This window comes from Kutzneria buriramensis (assembly GCF_003387475.1).
In the GTDB taxonomy this organism is placed as follows: domain Bacteria; phylum Actinomycetota; class Actinomycetes; order Mycobacteriales; family Pseudonocardiaceae; genus Kutzneria; species Kutzneria buriramensis.
On the sequence record NZ_QUNO01000019.1, the window covers coordinates 107,200 to 127,848 of the forward strand.

General features: G+C 72.1%; 25 protein-coding genes. 6 read left to right on the forward strand and 19 right to left on the reverse strand.

What is annotated here, in order from left to right; genetic code table 11:
* Positions 1–169: 169 nt before the first annotated feature.
* The 12 genes from BCF44_RS42685 to BCF44_RS42740 form a co-directional block, all read right to left on the reverse strand.
* Entirely contained in the window at positions 170–595 is a 426-nt protein-coding gene (locus tag BCF44_RS42685; protein WP_211353484.1) for a hydrogenase maturation protease, read from the reverse strand.
* Positions 592–1,884, reverse strand: coding sequence for a Ni/Fe hydrogenase subunit alpha (locus BCF44_RS42690; RefSeq protein ID WP_116180220.1), 1,293 nt, complete (start codon positions 1,882–1,884; stop codon positions 592–594). Before BCF44_RS42690 ends, BCF44_RS42685 begins: the two co-directional genes overlap by 4 nt.
* Positions 1,881–2,630 (reverse strand): NADH-quinone oxidoreductase subunit B family protein, encoded by a 750-nt coding sequence (locus BCF44_RS42695; protein ID WP_116180221.1) that lies wholly within the window; start codon positions 2,628–2,630, stop codon positions 1,881–1,883. Before BCF44_RS42695 ends, BCF44_RS42690 begins: the two co-directional genes overlap by 4 nt.
* The gene (locus BCF44_RS42700) at positions 2,630–3,445 is read right to left on the reverse strand and encodes an FAD/NAD(P)-binding protein (protein ID WP_116180338.1); all 816 of its coding nucleotides are present in this window, start codon (positions 3,443–3,445) and stop codon (positions 2,630–2,632) included. The genes BCF44_RS42695 and BCF44_RS42700 overlap by 1 nt, the downstream gene beginning before the upstream one ends.
* A 5-nt stretch (positions 3,446–3,450) precedes the next feature.
* Positions 3,451–3,930, reverse strand: coding sequence for a Crp/Fnr family transcriptional regulator (locus tag BCF44_RS42705; RefSeq protein ID WP_116180222.1), 480 nt, complete (start codon positions 3,928–3,930; stop codon positions 3,451–3,453).
* On the reverse strand, positions 3,917–4,993 hold the full coding sequence (locus BCF44_RS42710) for a 4Fe-4S dicluster domain-containing protein (RefSeq protein WP_116180223.1): 1,077 nt from the start codon (positions 4,991–4,993) through the stop codon (positions 3,917–3,919). Before BCF44_RS42710 ends, BCF44_RS42705 begins: the two co-directional genes overlap by 14 nt.
* The gene (gene gap, locus BCF44_RS42715) at positions 4,993–6,000 is read right to left on the reverse strand and encodes a type I glyceraldehyde-3-phosphate dehydrogenase (protein ID WP_116180224.1); all 1,008 of its coding nucleotides are present in this window, start codon (positions 5,998–6,000) and stop codon (positions 4,993–4,995) included. Before gap ends, BCF44_RS42710 begins: the two co-directional genes overlap by 1 nt.
* Positions 5,997–6,983 carry an Acg family FMN-binding oxidoreductase gene (locus tag BCF44_RS42720; RefSeq protein ID WP_342775715.1) on the reverse strand — a complete coding sequence of 329 codons (987 nt, stop codon included), beginning with the start codon at positions 6,981–6,983 and terminating at the stop codon, positions 5,997–5,999. Before BCF44_RS42720 ends, gap begins: the two co-directional genes overlap by 4 nt.
* A gap of 5 nt (positions 6,984–6,988) precedes the next feature.
* On the reverse strand, positions 6,989–9,244 hold the full coding sequence (gene ppsA, locus BCF44_RS42725; protein ID WP_116180225.1) for a phosphoenolpyruvate synthase: 2,256 nt from the start codon (positions 9,242–9,244) through the stop codon (positions 6,989–6,991).
* A 10-nt stretch (positions 9,245–9,254) separates the two neighbouring features.
* Positions 9,255–9,485 (reverse strand): SHOCT domain-containing protein, encoded by a 231-nt coding sequence (locus BCF44_RS42730; protein ID WP_379798407.1) that lies wholly within the window; start codon positions 9,483–9,485, stop codon positions 9,255–9,257.
* Positions 9,482–10,195, reverse strand: a complete 714-nt coding sequence (locus BCF44_RS42735; protein ID WP_116180226.1) for a CBS domain-containing protein — start codon at positions 10,193–10,195, stop codon at positions 9,482–9,484. The genes BCF44_RS42730 and BCF44_RS42735 overlap by 4 nt, the downstream gene beginning before the upstream one ends.
* Before the next feature lie 72 nt (positions 10,196–10,267).
* The gene (locus BCF44_RS42740) at positions 10,268–10,699 is read right to left on the reverse strand and encodes an Hsp20/alpha crystallin family protein (RefSeq protein WP_116180227.1); all 432 of its coding nucleotides are present in this window, start codon (positions 10,697–10,699) and stop codon (positions 10,268–10,270) included.
* Positions 10,700–10,926: 227 nt separating this feature from the next.
* Here BCF44_RS42740 and BCF44_RS42745 point away from each other — a divergent pair, with 227 nt between their 5' ends.
* From BCF44_RS42745 to BCF44_RS42765, 5 genes are all read left to right on the forward strand, one after another.
* Positions 10,927–11,505, forward strand: a complete 579-nt coding sequence (locus tag BCF44_RS42745; RefSeq protein ID WP_147328852.1) for an Rv1733c family protein — start codon at positions 10,927–10,929, stop codon at positions 11,503–11,505.
* Between the two features lie 16 nt (positions 11,506–11,521).
* Positions 11,522–11,722 (forward strand): DUF1918 domain-containing protein, encoded by a 201-nt coding sequence (locus BCF44_RS42750; RefSeq protein ID WP_116180229.1) that lies wholly within the window; start codon positions 11,522–11,524, stop codon positions 11,720–11,722.
* A gap of 5 nt (positions 11,723–11,727) precedes the next feature.
* The gene (locus tag BCF44_RS42755; RefSeq protein WP_147328853.1) at positions 11,728–12,111 is read left to right on the forward strand and encodes a hypothetical protein; all 384 of its coding nucleotides are present in this window, start codon (positions 11,728–11,730) and stop codon (positions 12,109–12,111) included.
* Between the two features lie 7 nt (positions 12,112–12,118).
* Positions 12,119–12,400, forward strand: a complete 282-nt coding sequence (locus BCF44_RS42760; RefSeq protein ID WP_116180231.1) for a hypothetical protein — start codon at positions 12,119–12,121, stop codon at positions 12,398–12,400.
* Positions 12,401–12,515: 115 nt separating this feature from the next.
* Entirely contained in the window at positions 12,516–13,505 is a 990-nt protein-coding gene (locus BCF44_RS42765; RefSeq protein ID WP_116180232.1) for a zinc-binding alcohol dehydrogenase family protein, read from the forward strand.
* A 4-nt stretch (positions 13,506–13,509) separates the two neighbouring features.
* On the opposite strand, the gene BCF44_RS42770 is transcribed toward BCF44_RS42765, so the two are convergent.
* The 4 genes from BCF44_RS42770 to BCF44_RS42785 all read right to left on the reverse strand — a co-directional run bounded on the left by BCF44_RS42770 (position 13,510) and on the right by BCF44_RS42785 (position 17,387).
* Complete coding sequence (locus BCF44_RS42770) at positions 13,510–13,740, reverse strand: PLDc N-terminal domain-containing protein (protein ID WP_116180233.1); 231 nt, start codon at positions 13,738–13,740, stop codon at positions 13,510–13,512.
* A complete protein-coding gene (gene phoU, locus BCF44_RS42775) occupies positions 13,737–14,369 on the reverse strand; it encodes a phosphate signaling complex protein PhoU (RefSeq protein ID WP_116180234.1) in 633 nt (210 codons plus the stop codon). Before phoU ends, BCF44_RS42770 begins: the two co-directional genes overlap by 4 nt.
* Before the next feature lie 103 nt (positions 14,370–14,472).
* On the reverse strand, positions 14,473–16,011 hold the full coding sequence (locus tag BCF44_RS42780) for an acetolactate synthase large subunit (protein WP_116180235.1): 1,539 nt from the start codon (positions 16,009–16,011) through the stop codon (positions 14,473–14,475).
* Entirely contained in the window at positions 16,008–17,387 is a 1,380-nt protein-coding gene (locus BCF44_RS42785) for an FAD-binding oxidoreductase (protein WP_116180236.1), read from the reverse strand. The genes BCF44_RS42780 and BCF44_RS42785 overlap by 4 nt, the downstream gene beginning before the upstream one ends.
* On the opposite strand from BCF44_RS42785, the gene BCF44_RS42790 reads away from it, so the two are divergent.
* A complete protein-coding gene (locus BCF44_RS42790; RefSeq protein ID WP_147328854.1) occupies positions 17,386–17,670 on the forward strand; it encodes a hypothetical protein in 285 nt (94 codons plus the stop codon). The two genes, BCF44_RS42785 and BCF44_RS42790, sit on opposite strands and share 2 nt — an antisense overlap.
* Positions 17,671–17,697: 27 nt before the next feature.
* Here the strand turns inward: BCF44_RS42790 and BCF44_RS42795 are convergent, their stop codons facing one another.
* From BCF44_RS42795 to adhP, 3 genes are read right to left on the reverse strand one after another with little or no spacing between them, the layout of a single operon-like run.
* Positions 17,698–19,107, reverse strand: coding sequence for a bifunctional aminoglycoside phosphotransferase/ATP-binding protein (locus BCF44_RS42795; RefSeq protein ID WP_116180238.1), 1,410 nt, complete (start codon positions 19,105–19,107; stop codon positions 17,698–17,700).
* On the reverse strand, positions 19,104–19,628 hold the full coding sequence (locus BCF44_RS42800) for a flavodoxin domain-containing protein (RefSeq protein ID WP_116180239.1): 525 nt from the start codon (positions 19,626–19,628) through the stop codon (positions 19,104–19,106). The genes BCF44_RS42795 and BCF44_RS42800 overlap by 4 nt, the downstream gene beginning before the upstream one ends.
* A 10-nt stretch (positions 19,629–19,638) precedes the next feature.
* Complete coding sequence (adhP, locus tag BCF44_RS42805) at positions 19,639–20,649, reverse strand: alcohol dehydrogenase AdhP (RefSeq protein ID WP_116180240.1); 1,011 nt, start codon at positions 20,647–20,649, stop codon at positions 19,639–19,641.

Below are 20,649 nucleotides of genomic sequence, written 5' to 3' on the forward strand. Positions count from 1 at the left end.
GCGCCCGTGCTTCGTGAGTGTCCGCTGTGCAGGTGACTGTCGCCATGGCTGATGATGCGGTCCACACGCCTGCTTCGAACGGTTGTTCCGGGAGACCGTGATCAGCCGACCGGATCCGCTCGATCTGTGCGTGCTCGTGGTGAAGTTCGAGTTGCGCGGCGTCCGCTGGTCATGTCAGGTCTGCGAGCACGCGGTCCACGAGCCATGGCACTGCCCGGGCCACGGGGGTGCTGAGGCCGACACCGAGGCTCACGTCGGCGGCCTCGACGGCGTATACGATCAACCGCCGGGGCATGCGGCCGAGGGCGGTTGCCAGGGCCACGGCGTCCGGGATGCCGAGGCCGTGGGAACTCGTGCCGCCGTGGGCGGACGGCAGTGCGGGGGTGCGGTGGATGCGACCGGGGGTCGCAGGCTCGCACACGACGGCGTCGACGATGACGGCCAGGTCGGTGCCTTCCCAGGCGAGGAGCAAACCGGCGGGCTCGCCGTCGGACTGCACGGCGTTGATGCCACGACCGGCGGCCGCTTCGGCGACGGCGAGGCCGACGGCGTCGTCGCGGCGGTAAGGGTTGCCGACGCCGATGACGACGTTCACGCGGGGCTCCGCGTGAGGTCGAGGAAGTGCGCGGAGCAGGAGATACACGGGTCGTAGTTGCGGATCGCCCGCTCGCACAAGGGCGTCAGCTCGGAGTCGGGCAGGGCGAGGTTGGCGGTGACCAGCGCGTGCAGGTCGGCCTCGATGGCGGCCTGGTTCTGCGAGGTCGGCGGCACGATCACGGCGGAGGTGAGCAGGCCGTCGGCGCCGATGCCGTAGCGGTGGTACAGCAAGCCGCGCGGGGCCTCGGTGACGCCGTGCCCGACGCCGAGCCGCGGCGGAACGTCCACGTGCGCGGGTTCCGGCGGTTCGTACTCGGAGATCAGCCGTAGCGCCTCCTCGACCGCGTACACGATCTCCACGGCTCGGACCACGATGCTGCGGAAGGGATTCCGGCACGACGGCCCCAGCCCCGCCTCGGCGGCGGCATGAAGTGCCAGCGGCGACAGCTGTGCGTGATTGAGGCTGTAGCGCGCCAACGGTCCGGTCAGGTAGCGGCGGCCGTCCAGGGAAGCGTGCAGGGCGGTGGAATGCGGCACCTGGTGCTCGACGACGTGCGAGGAGAAGTCCGACACCGGGAAGTCCAGGCCGTCGCCGGAGACCAGCCGGCCGCGGGTGATGGCATAGCGGTGGTCCTCGTGCACGGCGAGCAGCTCGTGGTCCAGCTCTACCGAGGGGAAGTCGAAGCCGGCAACCCACCGCACGGTCGCCAGCGCGAGGTACAGCACGGCGGTCAGCTGCTCGGCGACCGGCGCCAGCTCCGCACGGGTCGGTGCCCGGTAGAACCCGCCCACGCGCACGTTGACCGGATGGATCGCGCGGCCGCCGACGGCCTCCAGCAGCGCGTTGCCGACCTTCTTCAGCGCCAGGCCGCGTTCCACGGCGTCGCGGTGGTCGGCGGCCATGGTGATGGCGTCGGGATAGCCCAGGAAGTCGGGGGCGTGCAGGAGGTGGATGTGCAGCGCGTGGCTGGAGATCCACTCGCCGCAATAGAGGAGCCGGCGCAGCGCCTCGACCGGCTCGGGCACGGTCACGCCGCAGGCGTCCTCGATGGCGTGACAGGCGCTGAGCTGGTAGGCGACGGGGCAGATGCCGCAGATGCGGGCGGTGATGTCCGGCGGCTCGGTGTGCGCGCGGCCCCGCAGCAGCGCCTCGAAGAACCGTGGTGGCTCGTAGATCCGGAGCTCGGTGCGTTCCACGGAGCCGTCCCGGACGACCACGTTGAGCGCCCCCTCGCCCTCGACGCGGGCCAGCGCGCTGACCCGGAGCTGACGCGCGCGATGGCTCATGTCGCCGTCTCCTGACGGAAGTGGGTGAACGTGCGGAACGCGCGGTCGATGGCCTCCTCGGACAGGCCGCAGGCGCGCAGCTGCGCAGTCAGCGCCGCGATGTTGGGATCCTGCACCGGCCCGAAGCAACCGAAGCATCCGCGCCGGTACGCCGGGCACAGCGCTCCGCAGCCGGCGTGCGTGACCGGGCCGAGGCACGGCGTGCCGTCGGCGACCATCACGCAGGTCAGCCCGCGCCGCTTGCACTCGGTGCAGACGCTCGCGTCCGGCAGGTCGGGCTTGCGCCCCACCAGGAACGCCGACAGCACCTCCAACAGCTGGCGCCGGTCGATGGGACAGCCTCGCAGCTCGTAGTCGACGGCCACGTGCGCGGAGATCGGTGTGGACGTCGCGAGGGTCCCGATGTGCTGGGGGCTCGCGTACACCAGCGACCGGAACTCCTCGACGTCGGCGAAGTTGCGCAGCGCCTGGATGCCGCCGGCGGTCGCGCACGCCCCGATCACCACCAGCACCCGCGACTGCGCCCGCACCTCGCGGATCCGCTCGGCCTCCTCGGGCGTGGTTATGGAGCCCTCCACCAGGGACACGTCGTACGGGCCGGGCGAGATGGCGCTGCTGGCCTCGGTGAACCGCGCGATGCGCACGGCGCCGGCCAGGGTGAGCAGCTCGTCCTCGCAGTCGAGCAGGGTCAGCTGGCAGCCGTCGCACGAGGTGAACTTCCACACGGCCAGCGTGGGCGGTGTCATCACAACTCCCTGACGGACAACAGTTCCGCGGCCCTGGCGTAGTCGACCACCGGGCCGTCCCGACACACCAGCAGCGGCCCGAGCTGGCAGTGCCCGCACTGCCCGATTCCGCACTTCATGTTGCGCTCCAACGAGATCCGGATCCGGTCAGCGGGAACTCCGCGCCGCAGCAGGGTCTCCGCGCTGAACCGCATCATCGGCTCCGGGCCGCAGACGAACGCCGTGGTGGCGGCCGGATCGAGCGGCAGCCGAGCCAGCGGCTGGGTGACGAACCCGACCTGCCCGGTCCAGCCGTCGGCGGCGTGGTCGACGGTCAGCTCCAGCGCCAGGTCGTCCCGCGACGACCACCACTTGAGCTCGTCGGAGTACAGGAACTCCCGCGGTGTGCGGGCTCCGGCGACGACGATCAGCCGTCGATAGCGCCAGCGCTGGGCCAACACCGTCAGCACGACCGGGCGTAGCGGCGCAAGGCCGACGCCACCCGCGACGACCAACACGTCCCGCTCCCACGCCAGCGACGGCTGCCAGCCCACGCCGTACGGGCCGCGCACGCCGACCACGGTGCCGGGCTTGGCGTCATGCAGCGCGCGGCTCACCGCGCCGACGGCCCGGACGGTCTGGGTCAGCGCGGAGTCCACAACGGACGGATCGCCGCTGATCGACACCGCGATCTCGCCGACACCGCGCGCGTACAGCATGGTGAACTGCCCCGGCTGGAACCGGGGGATCGGCCGCTCCAGCGGCTCCAGCCGCAGCGTCACGGAGTCGGCCGTCTCCACGGTCCTCCCGGTGACCACGTACCGCGCGGGCAGCATCTCCGTCACAGCGGGCTCATCGGCGTGTCGGCGGGATTGCGGTACAGATCGAGCAGCCGGGCCCGGGTGGTCTGGAGCCGGTCGAGCACCATCGTCAGCAGCGCCACCGCGATGGGGTAGCCGAAGGACGAATCGTGCTCGGCGAACGCCTTCAGCTGGTCGGTGTCCAGCTCGATGGCCACCGTCGGGGCGACCGCGATCGCCCCGAAGTGCCACCTCGCCGGCGTGATCAGCCACGACCAGCCGACCACCTCGCCCGGCCCGACGGTCTGCACGACCACCGACCCACGACCGGGGACCGCGGCGTCCACGGCGACGCAGCCGCGCTGCACGAGCCAGCAGCCCTTGGCCGGCGCGCCCTCGTGGAACAGCCGGTCGCCCGCGGCGAACGAGACCTCTTTGGCCGCGCTGGACAGCACCGCGATGTGCGTCGGCGACATCCCGGACAGCAGCGCGAACGCGCTGAGCTGGTCAAACATCGACATCGTCACCACTCCTCTCCGCCGCCAGCGCGGCCACCTCGGCGGTGATGTCGATCCCGACCGGGCACCAGGCGATGCACCGGCCGCAGCCGACGCAGCCGGACTCGCCGAACTGGTCGTGCCAGGTGCCGAGTTTGTGCGACAGCCACTGCCGGTAGCGGCTCGCGGCCGAGGTGCGGACGCTGCCGCCGTGCAGGTACGAGAAGTCGACCTCGAAGCAGGAGGCCCAGTGCTCCCAGCGCTCGGCGTGGTCGCCGGTCAGGTCGGTGACGTCCTCGGTGGTGGTGCAGAAGCAGGTCGGGCACACCATCGTGCAGTTGCCGCAGGTCAGGCAGCGCTCGGCGACGTCGTTCCAGTGCTGGGCCTGCCGGCTGTCGTGCAGGAGCTGCCGCAGGTCCAGCGCCGGCATCTGCCGGCCCATCCTGCCGGCGGCCGCCGTGACGTCCCGCAGCGCCCCCGCGACCTCGTCGGCGGTGGCCGGGCGGCGGGTGACGGCGGCCAGGATGCGCTCGCCGTCCTCGCTGCCGGCGTCGGCGAGGAACCAGTGACCGGTGTCGTCGAGACGTTCGGTCAACGCCAGGTCGTAGCCGGGGCCGACGCTCGGGCCGGTGCCCGTGCTGGCGCAGAAGCACAGCCCGCCGGGTTCCGTGCAGTCCACGGCCACGATGAACGGCCGGGACCTGGCGCCGAGGACGCGACCCAGCACGCCGAGCGCCGCCAGGTCGCAGCCGCGAACACCGAGGAACGCGAGCCTGCGCTCGTCGTCGGGAGCGGCTGCGAAGCCGACGTCCGTCGTCTCCCAGAGCTTGCGCCGAGGAGGATGCACGAACCGCTTCCACGACTGCGGCCCGGCCGAGTGGCGGAACAGGGCGTCGTCGCCCCGGCGGTGCAGGCGGTAGCGGCCCGGCGCGACCTCGACTCCCCAGCCGGACGGCAGATCGGCGACACCGGTGACGTCGTCGAGCACGATGGCGTCGTCGCGCCGCCGCGGGCCGATCACCCGGTGGCCGTCGGCGATCAGCGCCCGCACCAGCTCGTCGAGGCCGTCCAGGCCGAAGGCGTCCATCACAGCAGCTGGGCGACGTGCTCGGTGAGGTCGACCAGGCGGCTGGTGTAGCCCCACTCGTTGTCGTACCAGCCGAAGACCTTGACCAGGTGGCCGTCGGCCTGGGTCAGCGTGGCGTCGAACACGCACGACGACGGGTCGCCGATGACGTCCCGGGACACGATCGGGTCCTCGTTGTAGCGCAGGTAGCCCTTGAGATAGCTGCTGGCCGCGTTGGCGAACGCGCGGTTGACCTGCGCGACGGTGACCGGCTGCTCCAGCTCGACCGCCAGGTCGGTGAGCGAGCCGTCCTCGACCGGCACCCGGATCGCCACGCCGTCGAGCCTGCCGGCCAGCTCGGGCAGCACCTCGCCGACGGCCTTGGCGGCGCCGGTGGTGGTCGGTATCAGGCTCAGCGCCGCCGACCGGCCGCGGCGCGGGTCCTTGTGCGGGCCGTCCAGCAGCGCCTGGTCGTTGGTGTAGCTGTGGATGGTCGTCATCATGCCGCGGCGCACGCCGAACGCCCGGTGCAGCACCTCGACCATCGGGGCCACGCAGTTGGTGGTGCACGAGGCGTTGGAGATGATGTGGTGGCGGTGCTGGTCGTAGTCGTCGTAGTTCACGCCGAGCACGATCGTGACGTCCACGCCCTTGCCGGGGGAGGAGAGCAGCACCTTCCGGACGCTGTGGTCCAGGTGCCCGGCGGCGGCCTCGCGGGTGCGGAACCGGCCGGTGGACTCGATGACGATGTCGACATTCGCCTCGTGCCACGGGATCAGGCCGGGCTCGCGCTCGGACCAGACCTGGATCCGACGGCCGTCGACGGTGATCGAGTGGTCGTCGAAGGTGATCTCCTGGCTCAGCTGGCCGTAGGTGGAGTCGTAGCGCAGCAGGTTGGCCAGCACCGACGGCGCGGTGATGTCGTTGACGGCTACCACGTCCAGCACGCCGTCGTTGCGGTAGAGAACGCAGCGCAGGAAGTCCCGGCCGATCCGGCCGAACCCGTTGACACCGACCTTCACGCTCATTGTTCTTGCCTCCCAAGGATGTCGTCGACGGGGCGCCGCGGGGTGGCCGGCAGCGGGGCCGCGTTGACCGGCGCCCAGCCGATCCGCAGCACGATCTGCGGCACGCCGAAGCCGTCCAGCACGCGGTCGCGCACCAGGTTCCGGGTCGCCTCGACCTCCAGCACCTGGCTGAGCGGGCAGGTGGCCATGCGGAAGTCCGTGGCCCACAACAGGATCGCGCTCATTGCCTCGCCGGCACGCAGGCGGGCATCGGTGTTGTCGGTGGACGTGGCCAACACCAGCAGCTCGCCGGCGTCGTCCTCCCACTTGTCGCCGCGTTCGGTGAGCTGGCCGTTGGGGAAGGCCCGCATGGTGGTGTCGCCGTGGCGGCGTTCGGCCGGGATGTTCGTCGCCGGCACGCCCTCGGTGACGAACGGGCTGCGCCCGGTCCAGGTGGCCAGCTCAGCGGCGTAGGCGACATCGGCCTCCTGTCGCGTCGAGGCCTCGGCGAGCGCTTTGACGAGCTGGTAGCGGTCGTCCGGGTCGGTGGCGGGCATCAGCACGGTGCCGAAGGTGCCGGCGGTGCGGGCGAGGTCGTCGAGCAGCTCGGCCGGAACCGGCCAGGAGGTGTAGCGGCGGCGGTCGGTGCGGCGGCGCTGGATCGCCGCGGCCAGTGCGACGTCGTCCCGTACGGGCTCGCGGGGCATGAACTCCACCGCGGCCAGGTGGTCGGGCTGGTTGGGGTTGGGGAACCGGTGCACCTGCGAGGCCCAGCCCGATGCCGCGAGGGCGACTTGAACGTGGTGCAGTGCGGCGCCACAGGACAGCATCAGGTCCCGGCCGTCCGGGTCGGTCGCCGGCAACAGGCGCGAGGCGTCGGCGTACAGGTGCAGCGAGGTCGTGCCCAGCAGCCAGCGCCACGGCTGCGAGTTGTGGATGGACGGCGCGCGCGCCCCGAGCGCCACCGCGCCCCGCAGCGTCTGCACGTCCGGAGTCGTGATCACGGTGCTCACCTCTCTCGCGCCGACCGCAGCAGCAGGCGGCGCTCGGCCGAGCCGATCTCGGACCGGGTCGCGGCGAGCGCGTCCCGGTTCACCGAGACCGACGTGATGCCCATGCGCACCAGCTGCTCGGCGAAACCCGGCTTGGTGGACGGTGCCTGCCCGCACAGCGAGGTGGTCATGCCGTTCTCGCGGGCGGCGGTGATGATGCGCTCGATGGTGTCCAGCACGGCCGGGTCGGCCTCGTCGAACAGCTCCGAGCAGATCTCGGAGTCGCGGTCGACGCCGAGCACCAGCTGCGTCAGGTCGTTGCTGCCGATGGAGATGCCGTCGACGCCGAGCTTGGCGTACTCGGGAATCCAGTACGCCACCGAGGGAACCTCGGCCATCACCCAGCGGTGCAGCCGGCGGTCGTGGCCCAGCGGGCTGGCGTCGATCGCGGCCATGCACGCGCGCAGCTCCCACAGCGTCCGCACGAACGGGATCATCAGGTGCAGGTTCGGCGTCTGCTCGCGGACCTTGGCCAGCACGGACAGCTCCAGCGCGAACAGCTTGGGCTCGCGGACGTACCGGTAGCAGCCCCGGTAACCGATCATCGGGTTGTCCTCGACCGGCTCGAAGTCGGCGCCGCCGGCCAGGTGGCGGAACTCGTTGGTGCGGAAGTCGATCGCGCGGTAGATCACCGGCCGCGGCGCGAACGCCCGCGTGACCCGCAGCAGGGATTCGGTCATCCGCGCGGTGAACTTCTCGCTGCCGCCGTCCCGGGACAGCAGCGCGCGCGGGTGCTCCCCGTCCAGCGCGTCGGTCACCATGAACTCGGCCCGCAGCAGGCCCACGCCGTCGACCGGCATCGCCGCCACTTCCTCGGCGTGCTCGGGCATCGCCAGGTTGACGTACACCTTGGTGGCCAACGTCTCCACGGCCGGCACCGTCATCGGCGTGATCTGCGGAACGGTGTGCGCGGCGGGCTCCAGCCGGCCGGCGAACACCTTGCCGGCCGCGCCGTCCACGGTGACGGTCTCGCCGTCGCGCAGCACCTCCGTGGCGTTGCGGGTGCCGACGACACACGGCACGCCCAGCTCGCGGGCGACGATCGCGGCGTGGCAGGTCATGCCGCCGCCGTCGGTGACCAGCGCGGCGGCGCGGCGCATGGTCGGCACCCAGTCCGGGGTGGTCATGACGGCGACGAGGATCTCGCCGTCCAGGAACCGGTCGCCCTCGTCCGGGCCGGCCAGCCGGCGCACCCGGCCGACGGCGCGGCCCGGCGACGCCGCCAGGCCGGTGACCAGCTCGGAGCCGGCGGCCTGGTCCTCGTGCAGGGTGGTGATCGGGCGGGACTGCACCAGCCAGGTCTGCCCGTCGGCGATGGCCCACTCCATGTCCTGCGGGCTGCCGTAGTGCTCCTCCACCCGCAGCGCCAGGCGGGCCAGCTCGATCGCCTCGTCATCGGTCAGCACCCGGCTCGCGCCGGTCTGCGCGTCGAGGTCGATGCGCAGGTCGTGGCCGTCCGGGCCGCGCACGATCTTGTGCGTCTGGTGCCCGGTGCGGGCGTGCAGCAGACGCGGCCCCTGCTTGGCGACGACGTAGGTGTCCGGTTCGACCGCGCCGCTGACGACGACCTCGCCCAGGCCGTACGCGCCCTCGATGACGATCCGGCCGCGGTCGCCGGTGGACGGGTCGGCGGTGAACGCCACGCCCGACCGGGCGGAATCGACCATCAGCTGCACGACGACGGCGATCGCCGGCTCCTCGTCCAGTCCGGTGCTGGCGCGGTAGGCCACCACCCGGGGCCCGAACAGCGAGGCCCAGCAGTCGATCAGGCGGGTGAGCACGTCGTGGATGCCGTGGCAGTTGGTGTAGGTGGCGTTCATGCCGGCGAACGAGGTGCCGGCGGTGTCCTCGGAGGTCGCCGACGACCGGACCGCCACCTCGGCGTGGTCGCCGAGCTGGTGGTAGGCCGCCTCGATCTCCGCCCGGACGTCGTCGGCGACGCCGGCCTTGCGGACCAGCGCCTGGATCCGCTCGCAGGCGGCCGTCAACTCGGGCGACTGCGACACCGCCAGCGCCGCGCGGAAGGCCTCGTCGATCTCGGCCCGCAGGCCGCCGCGGTCGAGCGAGTCCAGGTACGCCTGCGCGGTCACCACGAAGCCCGCCGGCACCGGCAGCCCGGCCCGGGTCAGCTCGCCCAGGTTCGCGCCCTTGCCGCCGGCGATGGCGGTGTCGCTCCTGCCGAGTTCGCCGAAGTTCCTCACGTAGCGCGACATGCCAGCTCCTTCAGTGTGTGCGCAGGATGTCGCGCAGGCGGGTGTATTCCTTGTCGTCGATCTCGCCGCGGGCCAGCCGCTCGGCCAGCACCTGCTCGGCTCCGGAGGAGCGGTGCTGCGGGCCGTAGCGCCGCAGCACCAGCACGACCACCGTCACCAGCCCGCCCCAGAACACGGCCATGCCGATGGCCATCGTCAGCGGCATCAACCAGGTGGGGCCGTTGTAGTACCAGGGCATCACGACGCGCCTCCGTGGTGCGGCACCGGCTTGAGCGGTTCGTGGTCGAACTCCACGAACTTGCCGTGCGCGCGATCGATGCGGCCGTCGTCACGCTCGTAGGTCAGGTGGTTGCGGACGTCCACGACGCCGTCGACGCCGCGGGTCAGCGAGCCGGCGATGTCCACCAGCGCCTTCGTCTCGACCTGGCCGCGCAGGGTCGCGATGCCAGAGGTCACCTCGACGGACACCTCGGTCGGGTCCATCCACAGCGTGCGGCCGAAGACCTCGGCGAGGATCTCCTCGCGCAGCTCCTGGTCGGAGCGCAGGAACACCCGCAGCACGTCGCGGCGGGTCACGATGCCGACCAGGCGGCCCTCCGCGTCGACCACCGGCATCCGGTGGACGCCCTCCTCGGCGAGGAGTTTCGCCGCGTGCGCGACCGTCGTGTCGGGGTGCACGCACACCGCCGGCGAGGTCATCATCTCGGCGGCGACGGTGTGCGGGTCGTAGCCGTGCCGGCCGCCGGCGAAGAACGGCCGGTGGTGCTCGCTGGTGCCGCGCAGCAGGTCGGTCTCCGACACGATGCCCACCACGCGCTGGTCCTCGGTGATCACGGGCACGCCGCTGATGTGGTTCTCGGCCATCAGGGCGACGATGTTCTTGAAGGGGGTGTCGCCGCGCACGACGGCCACGTCGGCAGTCATCACGGTGCTGATCTCTCGGTGTTTCACCGTACTTCTCCTTCCGCCGACGCGCCGCGTGCCGTGGCCGCCGCCCCCGGCGGCGGCCACGACGTGGGGACGTCAGCTCTCGTCCCCGGTCTCGATCTCGATCTTGCGGTGGACCTTGGCCGTCTCGTCCACGGGCACCCTCACGGTGAGGATTCCTTTGGCGTAGCTGGCCTTGATGTCCTCCTCCTTGGCGTCGGCGGGCAGCGCGACGGCGCGCGAGAAGGAGCCGTACCGGAACTCGGAGCGGTTCTTCTCGGTCGTCTGTTCGGAGCGCTCGGCGCTGATCGTCAGCAGCCGGTCGTCGACGGTGATCGTGACGTCCTTGCCCGGGTCGATGCCCGGCAGTTCGGCGCGCACGACGTACATGCCGTCCTCGACGAAGTCCTCGACCCGGATGCCCTGGATGCCCGACGCCGGCCGGAACCCGAACATGGACGGGAAGGACTCGGCCCAGTCGATCAGGTCCGGCAGCAGGCCGTGCTGCCTGCGGGCCGGCGTAACCATCTCGGCCTCCTTTCCTCCTCGGTGGTCCTGCCCCTCCATCGGACTCCTCGGCGGGGCGCGGGACGCAGAGGAGAAGGCCCCGCGCTGGCCGCCATCCGGCGCGTACGACGGGGTCGGAAGTCCCTGTCGGCACGGGACCACCTGCGACGGCCAACGACTCTGGGGAGGCGGCGGCGCTGAGGCGATGCTCGTGTCGAGCCGCTGAACTAGCCGGAAGGGACAAGACGATGCGCAGGTACTCGCGGCATGACCCGTTGCTGGGACTGGTCCGCCGGATCGGCTGGGGCCGCAACACGCTGCGACGCCCGGTCGACCGCGTCGAGGGCCTGCTCGTCGTGCTGGCGTGGCTGTTCAGCGCCGCGATCGCCCTCGGCGGTGTCGCATTCGGACTGACGGTCGCGGAGTCCGATCTGGCGACGTCCGCGCAGCAGATGTCACAGCTGCACGCCACGACCGGAGTGATGCTCGACAGTTCGGTCGCCGCCCCTGGCAGCACCGTGCTGAGCATGCCGGTGCAGGTGCGTTACACCGACCAGACGGGCGTCACTCGCACCGGTCGTACCGTGGAGGCCGCGGGGCTGGCCGCCGGCACGAGCGTGCCGGTCTGGCTTGACGGCCAGGGCGGTATCGCCGCCACGCCGATGACTCCCGACGACGCAGTGGTCAACGGGCTCACCGCGGGTGCGGTCGGCGCGGCCGGCGCCGAGGGGCTGCTGTTGGCGGTGTACCTGGTCGTCCGCTGGCGTACGGACCACCGGAAGTTCGCCGCGATCGATCTGGAATGGGCCCAGCTGTCGGCCCGCTGACCTTGGAGGAGGAGCTGTGCACGCGAAACCCGGTGACTGGCTGGTGATCAAGTCGGCGACGCTGGACGTGCCGTCCCGGCGGGGGCTGATCACGGAGGTGCACGGCGCGGACGGCGAGCCGCCCTACGTCGTGCGGTGGACCGAGAACGACCACGAGGCGATCATCTTCCCCGGCCCGGACGCCCACATCGAGACGTCGGCCACGACCGCGAGGTGAGTTCCGTGCACGTCCTGGTGACCGAGTCCCGGGCCGGCTGCTCCAGCCGGCTCGTTGCCCAGCTGCGTGAACTGGGTTGCCGGGTCAGCACGTGCCACAACGACGGCGCGGCGTGCGTGGCGGTCGCGCCGGGCGGCGGATGCCCGCTCGACGGCAGGGATCCGGCCGGCGTCCTGGTCGACGTGCGAGCCGACGACCCCGAGCTGACCGCCCGCGAGTACGGCGCGGTGTGCGGGGTCCGCGCCCGGCGCCAGGTCGTGTTCGTGCACGAGGACCCGGGCCGGCAACCGGCGATCCCGCGCGGGATGAACCCGCACATGGCCGCCGTGTGCACACCGGCGCTGTTACGGGCCTGCGCCGACGCCCTGAACACCGAACGCGCCGGCTGAGCCGGAGATGTGGGCCACCGCCGCGAAGGAGTTCCACCAGCTGCGCCGGGACCGGCGGATGCTGGCGATGCTCATCGCGATCCCGTTGCTGCTGGACGGCGGCCGACAGGTCGGTGCGCGTCCTGGTGGACGGCACCGATCTGTTCGCCGCCCGGGCGTTGTCGGCCGGCGGAACGCCGCGCGGCTGCGGGTGGAGGTGCTGTTCAACCCCGACCTGACGACCTCGGTGATCATGGTGCCGGGGCTGATCAGCAGGCCGTCTCGCTGCATGGCCGCGATCTTCGGGTGACCGGCTCCGACACGGCCGCTGTCGCCGAGGCGCTCGACGGGGTCGGTGGCACGCTGTCGGAGATGCCCGCCAGCTTCGACGAGGTGTTCGCGGAACTCTGTCAGAGGAGATGAGCATGAGGGCGTGGCGTGTGACCCGACCGGGACCGATGGCCACCGGGCCGCTGGGGCTGTCGGAGGAGCCCCGACCCGAGCCGGCCGCCGGCGAGGTGCTCGTCCGCGTGCTGGCCTGCGGTGTGTGCCGGACGGACCTGCACGTGTCCGAGGGCGACCTGGACGTGCACCGTCCGTCGGTCGTGCCGGGGCACGAGGTGGTCGGCGAGGTCGCGTCGGCCGGCTCGCGGTTCGCCGTGGGGGAGCGGATCGGCATCGCGTGGCTGCGGCACACCTGCGGCCAGTGCCGTTACTGCCAGCGCGGAGCCGAGAACCTGTGCCCGAACTCGCGGTACACCGGCTGGGACGCCGACGGCGGCTACGCCGACTACACCGTTGTGCCCGAGGCGTACGCCTACCGCCTGCCCGTCGGCTACTCGGACGCCGAGCTTGCGCCGCTACTGTGTGCGGGCATCATCGGCTACCGCGCGCTGGAGCGCGCCGAGTTGCCGGCTGGCGGCCGCCTCGGCATCTACGGCTTCGGTGCCAGCGCCCACCTCGCCGCTCAGGTCGCGCTCGCACGCGGCGCCACCGTGCATGTGCTCACCCGTAGCCCCGCCGCCCGTGAACTGGCCCTGAGCCTCGGCGCCGCCTCCGCCGGCGCCGCCGACGCCATGCCGCCCGAACCGCTGGACGCCGCCATCCTGTTCGCCCCCGTCGGCGACCTCGTGCTGCCGGCCCTCGCCGCCCTCGATCGCGGCGGGACGTTGTCCGTCGCCGGCATCCACCTGTCCGACATCCCGGTGCTGAACTACCAGCGGCACCTGTTCCAGGAACGGCAGCTGCGCAGCGTCACCGCCAACACCCGTCAGGACGGCGCCGACTTCATGGCCTTCGCCGCCCAGCACCGCCTGCACGTGACGACGACGCCGTACCCGCTGGACCAGGCCGACCGCGCCCTGACCGACCTGGCCGGCGACCGCGTCGACGGCGCCGCCGTCCTGGTGCCGTGAGGGTTCAGCGCTTCTCGTCCGAGTAGAGGCGGCGGCCCCAGCGCAGGTAGGCCAGCGGGCCGACGAAGTTGACGGCGATGAGCCAGGCCCATCGGCGCTTGGGGCCGTTGACGACCTCGGCCGGCCGCAGCGCCAGGTCGGTCCACGCGAAGGCGGCCAGGGTGAGCTGAACGGTGCCGAGCAGCACGATCCAGCGGCGCTGGCCCGGCGTGAGGTCCTTCCAGCGGCGGCTCATGCCGACGCAGCCGCCTCGAAGCGGACGCTCTCGGCGATGGCGACGGCGTGGTCGGCGTAGCGCTCGTAGTACCGGCCGAGCAGCGCGAGGTCGAGGGCGGTCTGCATGGGCAGCGCGCTGGCCAGCAGTTCCTTGTAGAGGGCGGCGTGGAGGGTGTCCATCTCGTCGTCCTCACGCTCGAGTTCGGCGGCGGATTCCCTGTCACGGAAGGCGATGGCCTCCTTGACCTGCTCGGCGAGGTGCAGCGCGACCCGGTTCATGGAGTGCACGATCCCGTGCAGCTGGATCGGCACGGCGTCGCGGGGCGCGTCCTCGGCGGCGATCTCGGCGATGTGCCGGGCCAGATCGCCCATGCGCTCGAGGTCGCGGTCCATCCGCAGGCCGGCGACCAGCGTGCGGAGGTCGCCGGCGACGGGCTGCTGGGTCGCCAGCACGCGGAGGATGTGCTCGTCGATCTCACGCCGCAGCGCGTCGACCGTGTTGTCGTCGCTGATCACCTCGCGGGCGGTGACGTCGTCGGCCTCCAGCAGCGCGGTCGTGGCCCGCCCCATGGCCGACTGCACCAGTTGCGTCATCCCGATCAGCTTCTCGTCGATTGTTTCCAGTTCCTGGTGGAACGTCGTGCGCATGACGGGCTCCCGGTGTCGTGGATGCCTTACGGGTCAAGGCTATGGATGGGCCTGGTCCCGGTGGCAGTGGCGGGATTCCCGGTGGGGCAGGGACTTCCGGCCCTCAGAGCACGGCGTGGATCAGGTGGGGGCCGGGCTCGGCCTGGGCCAGCCGCAGCTCGGCGACGAGCTCGTCGGCGGTCAGGGCGCGGCTGGCCGGCACGCCCATGCCGACCGCCAGCGAGACGAAGTCGAGGTGCGGCGGAGCGAGCGACAGCATCTCCTGCGCCCGGGGACCGGGCGTGGTGGTGCCGGTGCGGGCCAGCTCGATGTTGAGAATCGCGTACGAGCCGTTGTCGAGGATGACGGTGGTGACGTCCAGCCCCTCCCGCGCCTGCGTCCACAGCGCGGAGATCGTGTACATGGCGCTGCCGTCGGACTCCAGGCACAGCACCGGACGGTCCGGGCACGCGACCGCCGCGCCGGTCGCCACCGGCAGGCCCTGGCCGATCGCACCGCCGGTGAGCGTGAGCCAGTCGTGCTCGGGGGCGGATGCGGTGGCGGCGGGCAGGAACAGCCCGGACGTGTTCGCCTCGTCGACGACGATCGCACCGTCCGGCAGGGTCGCGCCGATCGCCGCGGCCATCGACTGGGCGTTGAGCGGCCCGGTCGGCGCGGAGACCCGGGGCCCGGACGGCGGCAGCGGCGTGTCGGTCCACACGAGATCGGCGAGGTGCTCCAATGCCTCGGTGACATCCTCGTGATCGGTGGCGAGCACGTGCTGCTCGCACTCCGGCGGCACGAGGCTGCCGGGCTTGCCGGGGTAGGCGAAGAACGCCACCGGTGACCGTGCGCCGGCCAGCACCAGGTGCCGCACGCCGGAGAGTTGCGCGCCGGCCTGCTCGGCGAAGTAGCCGAGACGCTCCACCGCCGGCAGCGAGCCGCCACGCTCCAGCCGCGCCGGGAAGGTCTCGCACAGCAGCTGCGCACCCGTCGCCGCGGCGATGCGCTGCGCGGCCAGCAGCGCCCGTCGACGCGTGCCTCCGCCGCCGAGCAGCAGCGTGCACGGCTCGCCGGACTGGAGGATCTTCGCGATCGCCGAGACGGTCACCTCGGCCACCACGGGTGCGGTGGTCGCCGGCACCGGCTGACCCACGTTGCGGGCTTCGGACCAGCCGAGGTCGGCCGGCACGATGAGCGTCGCCACGTGACCGGGGGCGTTCATCGAGGCGGCGACGGCCGCTGCCGTGTCGCGGCCCAGGTCCGTCGCCACATGCGCGCGGCGCACCCACGCCGACACCGTTCCGGCGACGGCGTCGATGTCCGAGGCCAGCGGCGGGTCGAACTTCAGGTGGTCCACGGCGTGGTCGCCGACGACCACCACGACCGGGGTGCTCGCGCGGCGGGCGTTGTGCAGGTTCGCCAGGCCATTGCCCAGGCCGGGCCCGAGGTGCAGCAGTGCCGCGGCGGGACGGCCGGCCATCCGGCCGTAGCCGTCGGCCGCGCCGGTCACCACGCCCTCGAACAGGCCCAGCACGCCCCGCATGCCGTGCACCTCGTCCAGCGCGGCCACGAACTGCATCTCGGAGGTGCCGGGATTGGCGAAGCACACGTCCACCCCGGACGCGACCAGTGTCCGCAGCACCGTCTCCGCGCCGTTCATCGCATCGCTCCCGCCGGCTCGAACAACACGCCCGGGTTGAGGATGCCAGCCGGGTCGAACGCGTGCTTGATGCGGCGCATCAGATCCGTCCGCAGGGGATCCTCCAACGCGTCGAAGTACACGCGCTTGTCCACGCCGATGCCGTGCTCGCCGGAGATGCTGCCGCCGGCCGCGATGCCCGCCCTGAGCACGGACGTCATGAGCTGCTGCCGGGTCTCCGGATCCGGCTGGAAGACCGAGAGATGTACGTTGCCGTCGCCCGCGTGGCCGCAGCCGATCACGTACGAGCCGGTGTCGGCGGCGAGGCGCTGCACCTCGGCGAGGAAGTCCGGCATCGCCGCGCGGGGCACGACCGTGTCGAGCAGGTCGTTCGCGCCTGCCGCCTTCGACGTGTGCAGGGCCCGTTCCCGTGCCCGGAGCAGGCGCCGACCGGTCGCCCGATCCAGTGGGTAGACATCGGCGGCTCCTTGTGCGGCAAGGAATTCCGCTACCTCGACGACGTCCTCGGCCAGGCGTTCGGCGGTACGCGACTCCAGTTCGACGATCAGGTACGCCTGCGCCGACTCGTGCACCGCGGACGCCATGTCCTCGGCGTGGGCGAGGGCCGCCATCGTCAGCGCGTCCACGTACTCCAGAACCACCGGGTCGATGCCCGTCGCCAGCAGTCGCGGCACCGCCAGCGTCAGTTCGTGCGCGTCGGCGAACGGCGCGAGGACGACCGCCTGGTGGGGCAGGCGCGGCCGCAGGCGCAGGATCAGCTGCGTCACCAGCGCCAACGTTCCCTCCGAGCCGGCGATCAATTGGGTGAGGTCGTATCCCGTGCTGTTCTTGACGAATCGGCCGCCCGCGCGGATGACCTCGCCGGTGGCCAGCACGGCCTCCAGCCCGAGCACGTTGTGCCGGGTCACGCCGTACTTGACGGCCTGCATGCCGCCGGCGTTGGTCGCCAGGTTGCCGCCGACCGTGGCCCCCATCTCCCCGGGATGCACCGGGTAGATCAGGCCGTGCGCCGCCGTGGCGGCGTCCAGCTCGGTCAACGTGACGCCCGGCTGCACCACCGCCACCTGGTTGGCCTCGTCGATCTCGAGGATGGCGTTCATCCGTTCGAACGACACCAGGATGCCGTCCGGCCGGGCGATCGCCGCGCCGGCCAGGCTCGTCCCGGATCCCCTTGCCGTCACGGGGATTCCCTCGCGGCCGGCGACCCGCAGCACCGCGGCGACCTCGGCGGTGCAGCCGGGCCGCACCACGAAGGCCGGCGTCTGCGGCGTGCACGTCAGCGACTCGTCACGGGAGTAGTCGGGGGAGGCATCCGCGCCGGGCACCGCATTGGCCGATCCCACGGCGTCGGCGAGCAGATCCTGCACGTTGGTCATGACCACGACGGTAGGGAGGCGGATTCGGGTTCCGAAGGGCCGCAAGGACGTGGGGGAGCGGGGCTTTCGGCACCTGCGGCCCGACCGGGACGAGCGGGACGATCTGGTGGGGAAGGAGGTGGGCGAGATGACGAACGCCGAGTCCGCCAAGGCCGCGACGGAGGCTCGCGACGAGCTCAAGGCGGAGCCCACGGCCAAGACGACGCATGGCGACCCGCTGGCCCGTTACCTCGGGGCGGTGGCGTACAAGGAGAAGCAGGAGAAGAAGACGGATCACAAGTGACCTCCCGGCACGACCGCGCCGGCCCGTTCACCGGGCTGGCGCGGTCGTGTCCACGATCTCCGCCTCCGGCCACGGGTCGGACTCCCGCACCATGGTCGCCGCGATTTCCGCGGTGGCGTCGGAGAAGTGCGAGGTTCGTGCCCGCCGCCCGATCCGCGTGTCGGCGAGCTCGTCCGGCGCCCGGCACAGCAGCTCGACCATGCGGCTCGACGTGCCGGCAGCCACGGCCCGGGCCTGCTCCCGGTGCGCAGCCCGACGCCAGCTGGCGTCGAGCACCACGGTTTCGCCGCGCCCCAGCAGGAGTTCGGCGCGCCGCAGCATCTCGCGGTAGGTGTGCTCGGTGCCGGCGGCGCTGTAGATGCCTTCCTGCCAGCCGGTGGCGGCGCTGGTCTCCGGCGAGATGCCGGCCATCTCCTTGCGGACCCGGTCGGACTGCACCAGCACGCCGCCGAGTTCGTCGGCCAGCCGACCGGCCACTGTGGACTTCCCGGCGCCCGGCCGGCCGCCGACGACGACCAGCCTCGGCTCGGCCTGGCGCAGGTGCCGCAGCGCCAGGTCGGCCAGTTGCCGCGCCTGCTCGTCCTGACCGGCGACGCCCTGGGCGTGCCGCAGACAGGCGACCTTGGCCCGCACGACCGCCCGGTATGCGATGTAGTGGTGCTCGAGCGACACGCAGCGCTCGGTGCCGGAGAACTCCGCGTAGCAGTCCAGGAACCACGCGCCGAGGTCCGGCCGGCCGAGCCGTTCCAGGTCCATCGCGAGGAAAGCGGCGTCGTCGAGCGAGTCGACCCAGCGCAGCCGGTCGTCGAACTCGAGGCAGTCCAGCACGCGGGGGCCGTCCGGCAGGCAGAAGATGTCGTCGGCGATGAGGTCGCCGTGCCCGTCGCAGGCGACGCCGGCCTGCGCGCGGGCGGCCAGCAGTGGCTGGCGGCCGGCGAGGTAGCGGTTGACCAGGTCGGTGATCTCCGCGAGCACGGCGGCGTCCAGCGGGCCGTTCCGGAACGGCACCATCTCCGTCAGGTTGGCCGTCCACCGCTCGCGCAGGCCTTCCAACAGCGCCACCCGGTCGATCTCCGGACCGCGCTTGGCGGTGGCGTGGAACGCCGCGATCAGGCGGGCGACCTGCCGCAACTCGTCGTGCACGGGCACGCCGTCGACCACGAGCCGCGACAGGGACCGCTCCGCCGGCATCCGCCGCATGACGACGATCCATTCGCATGGCTCGCCGGCCGGATCGTGTACCTCGGCGACGCCGAGGTACACGTCGGGCGCGAGGCGGCGGTTGAGCCGCACCTCGCGGTGGCACGCTGCGCGCCGGGCCTGCGCCGTGGTGAAGTCCAGGAAGCCGAGGTCCACCGTCTTCTTCACCTTGTAGGCGCGGTCGCCGGTGAAGAAGACGGTGGCGCAGTGCGTCTCGCGGACCGCGGCTTCGGTCATGTCGCGACCTGGTGGCCGTGCAGCGCGGCGGCGACCTCGTCGGTCCACCGGTCGATCTCCGCCCAGTCCCGGAAGTCGCCGAACCGCACGCCCATCACGCGCATCACCACGCGGCCGAACAACGGCAGGTGCTCGGGTCGGATGACGCCGGTGAACAGGTGGTGGTCACGCGGGTGCAGTGATTCGAGGTCGAGCCCGCGGATCTCAGCCTCCTCGCGCATGGCAAGGGATCGCAGGGCGCGGGGTAGCGCGCCGGGCATGCCGACGCTGAACGCCCACAGCGGTTTGTCCAGGAGTTCGGACCGGAGCCGCTTGACGGCCGCTGCCGCTTCCGGCAGCCACCGCTGGTTGTGGACGGCGCTGCCCAGGACGACGGCGTCGTAGCCGCCGATCTCGCGCACGTCCGTCATCCGTCGCAGGTCGACGTGGATGTCGTCGACCGCGAGGCGGTCCGCGATCCGGCCGGCGATCTCCTCGGTGGAGCCGTGCGCGCTGGCGTAGCCCACCAGTACGGAAACCATGGTCTCCTCCTCAGAACTCCAGGACGACCCGCGCCGGCACCCGTCCGCCGAGCACCTCGGCGAACACGTCGTTGATCTCCTCCAGCTCGCGGGTCTCGGAAATGATCTTCGTGCGACCGGCGGCGTGCAGCTCGAACACGTCGGCGAGGTCCTGCCGGGTGCCGACGATGGAGCCCTTCACGGTGAGGCCCCGCAGCACCACGTCGAAGATCGGCAGGGTGATCGTGCCGCCGGCCGGCAGGCCGACGCAGATCAGCCGGCCGCCCCGGCGCAGCGACCGGAACGCCTGCTCGAACGCGTCCGGCGCGGCCGCCAGCACGATGGTGACGTCCGCGCCGCCCAGCGCCGCGATTGTCTCCGCCGCGGGCTGCGTGGCCGCGTTGACCAGCCGGTCCGCGCCGGCCTCCTCGGCGACCTCCAGCTTCTCCTCGGTCACGTCGACGGCGATGATCTCGGCGCCGCGCAGCCGCGCGTACTGGATGGCCAGGTGCCCGAGGCCGCCGATGCCGAAGACGGCGACCTTCTCCGCCGGTTGGATGTCGGCGACCTTCACCGCCTTGAACGTCGTCACGCCGGCGCAGGTGAGCGGGGCCGCGTCCACGGCGGACACGCCGTCGGGCACCGGCACCACGAAACGCTCGTCGGCGACGGCGTACTCGGCGTAGGCGCCGTCCACGCTGTAACCACTGTTCTGCTGGGCCTCGCACAGCGTCTCCCAACCGGACACGCAGTACGAGCAGCTCCCGCAGGCCGAGCCCAGCCACGCGATGGCCACCCGGTCGCCGATCTGCCGCAGCGTGCAGCCCTCACCGACCGCGTCCACGATGCCCACGCCCTCGTGGCCGGGCACGAACGGCGCGTGCGGCTTGACCGGCCAGTCGCCGCGGGCGGCGTGGATGTCGGTGTGGCAGACCCCGCACGCGATCATCCGCACCAGCACCTGGCCGTGGCCGGGCCGCGGCACGGGCAGGTCGCGGATCTCCAGCGGTGCGCCGAGTTCGGGCACGACGGCGGCCTTCAT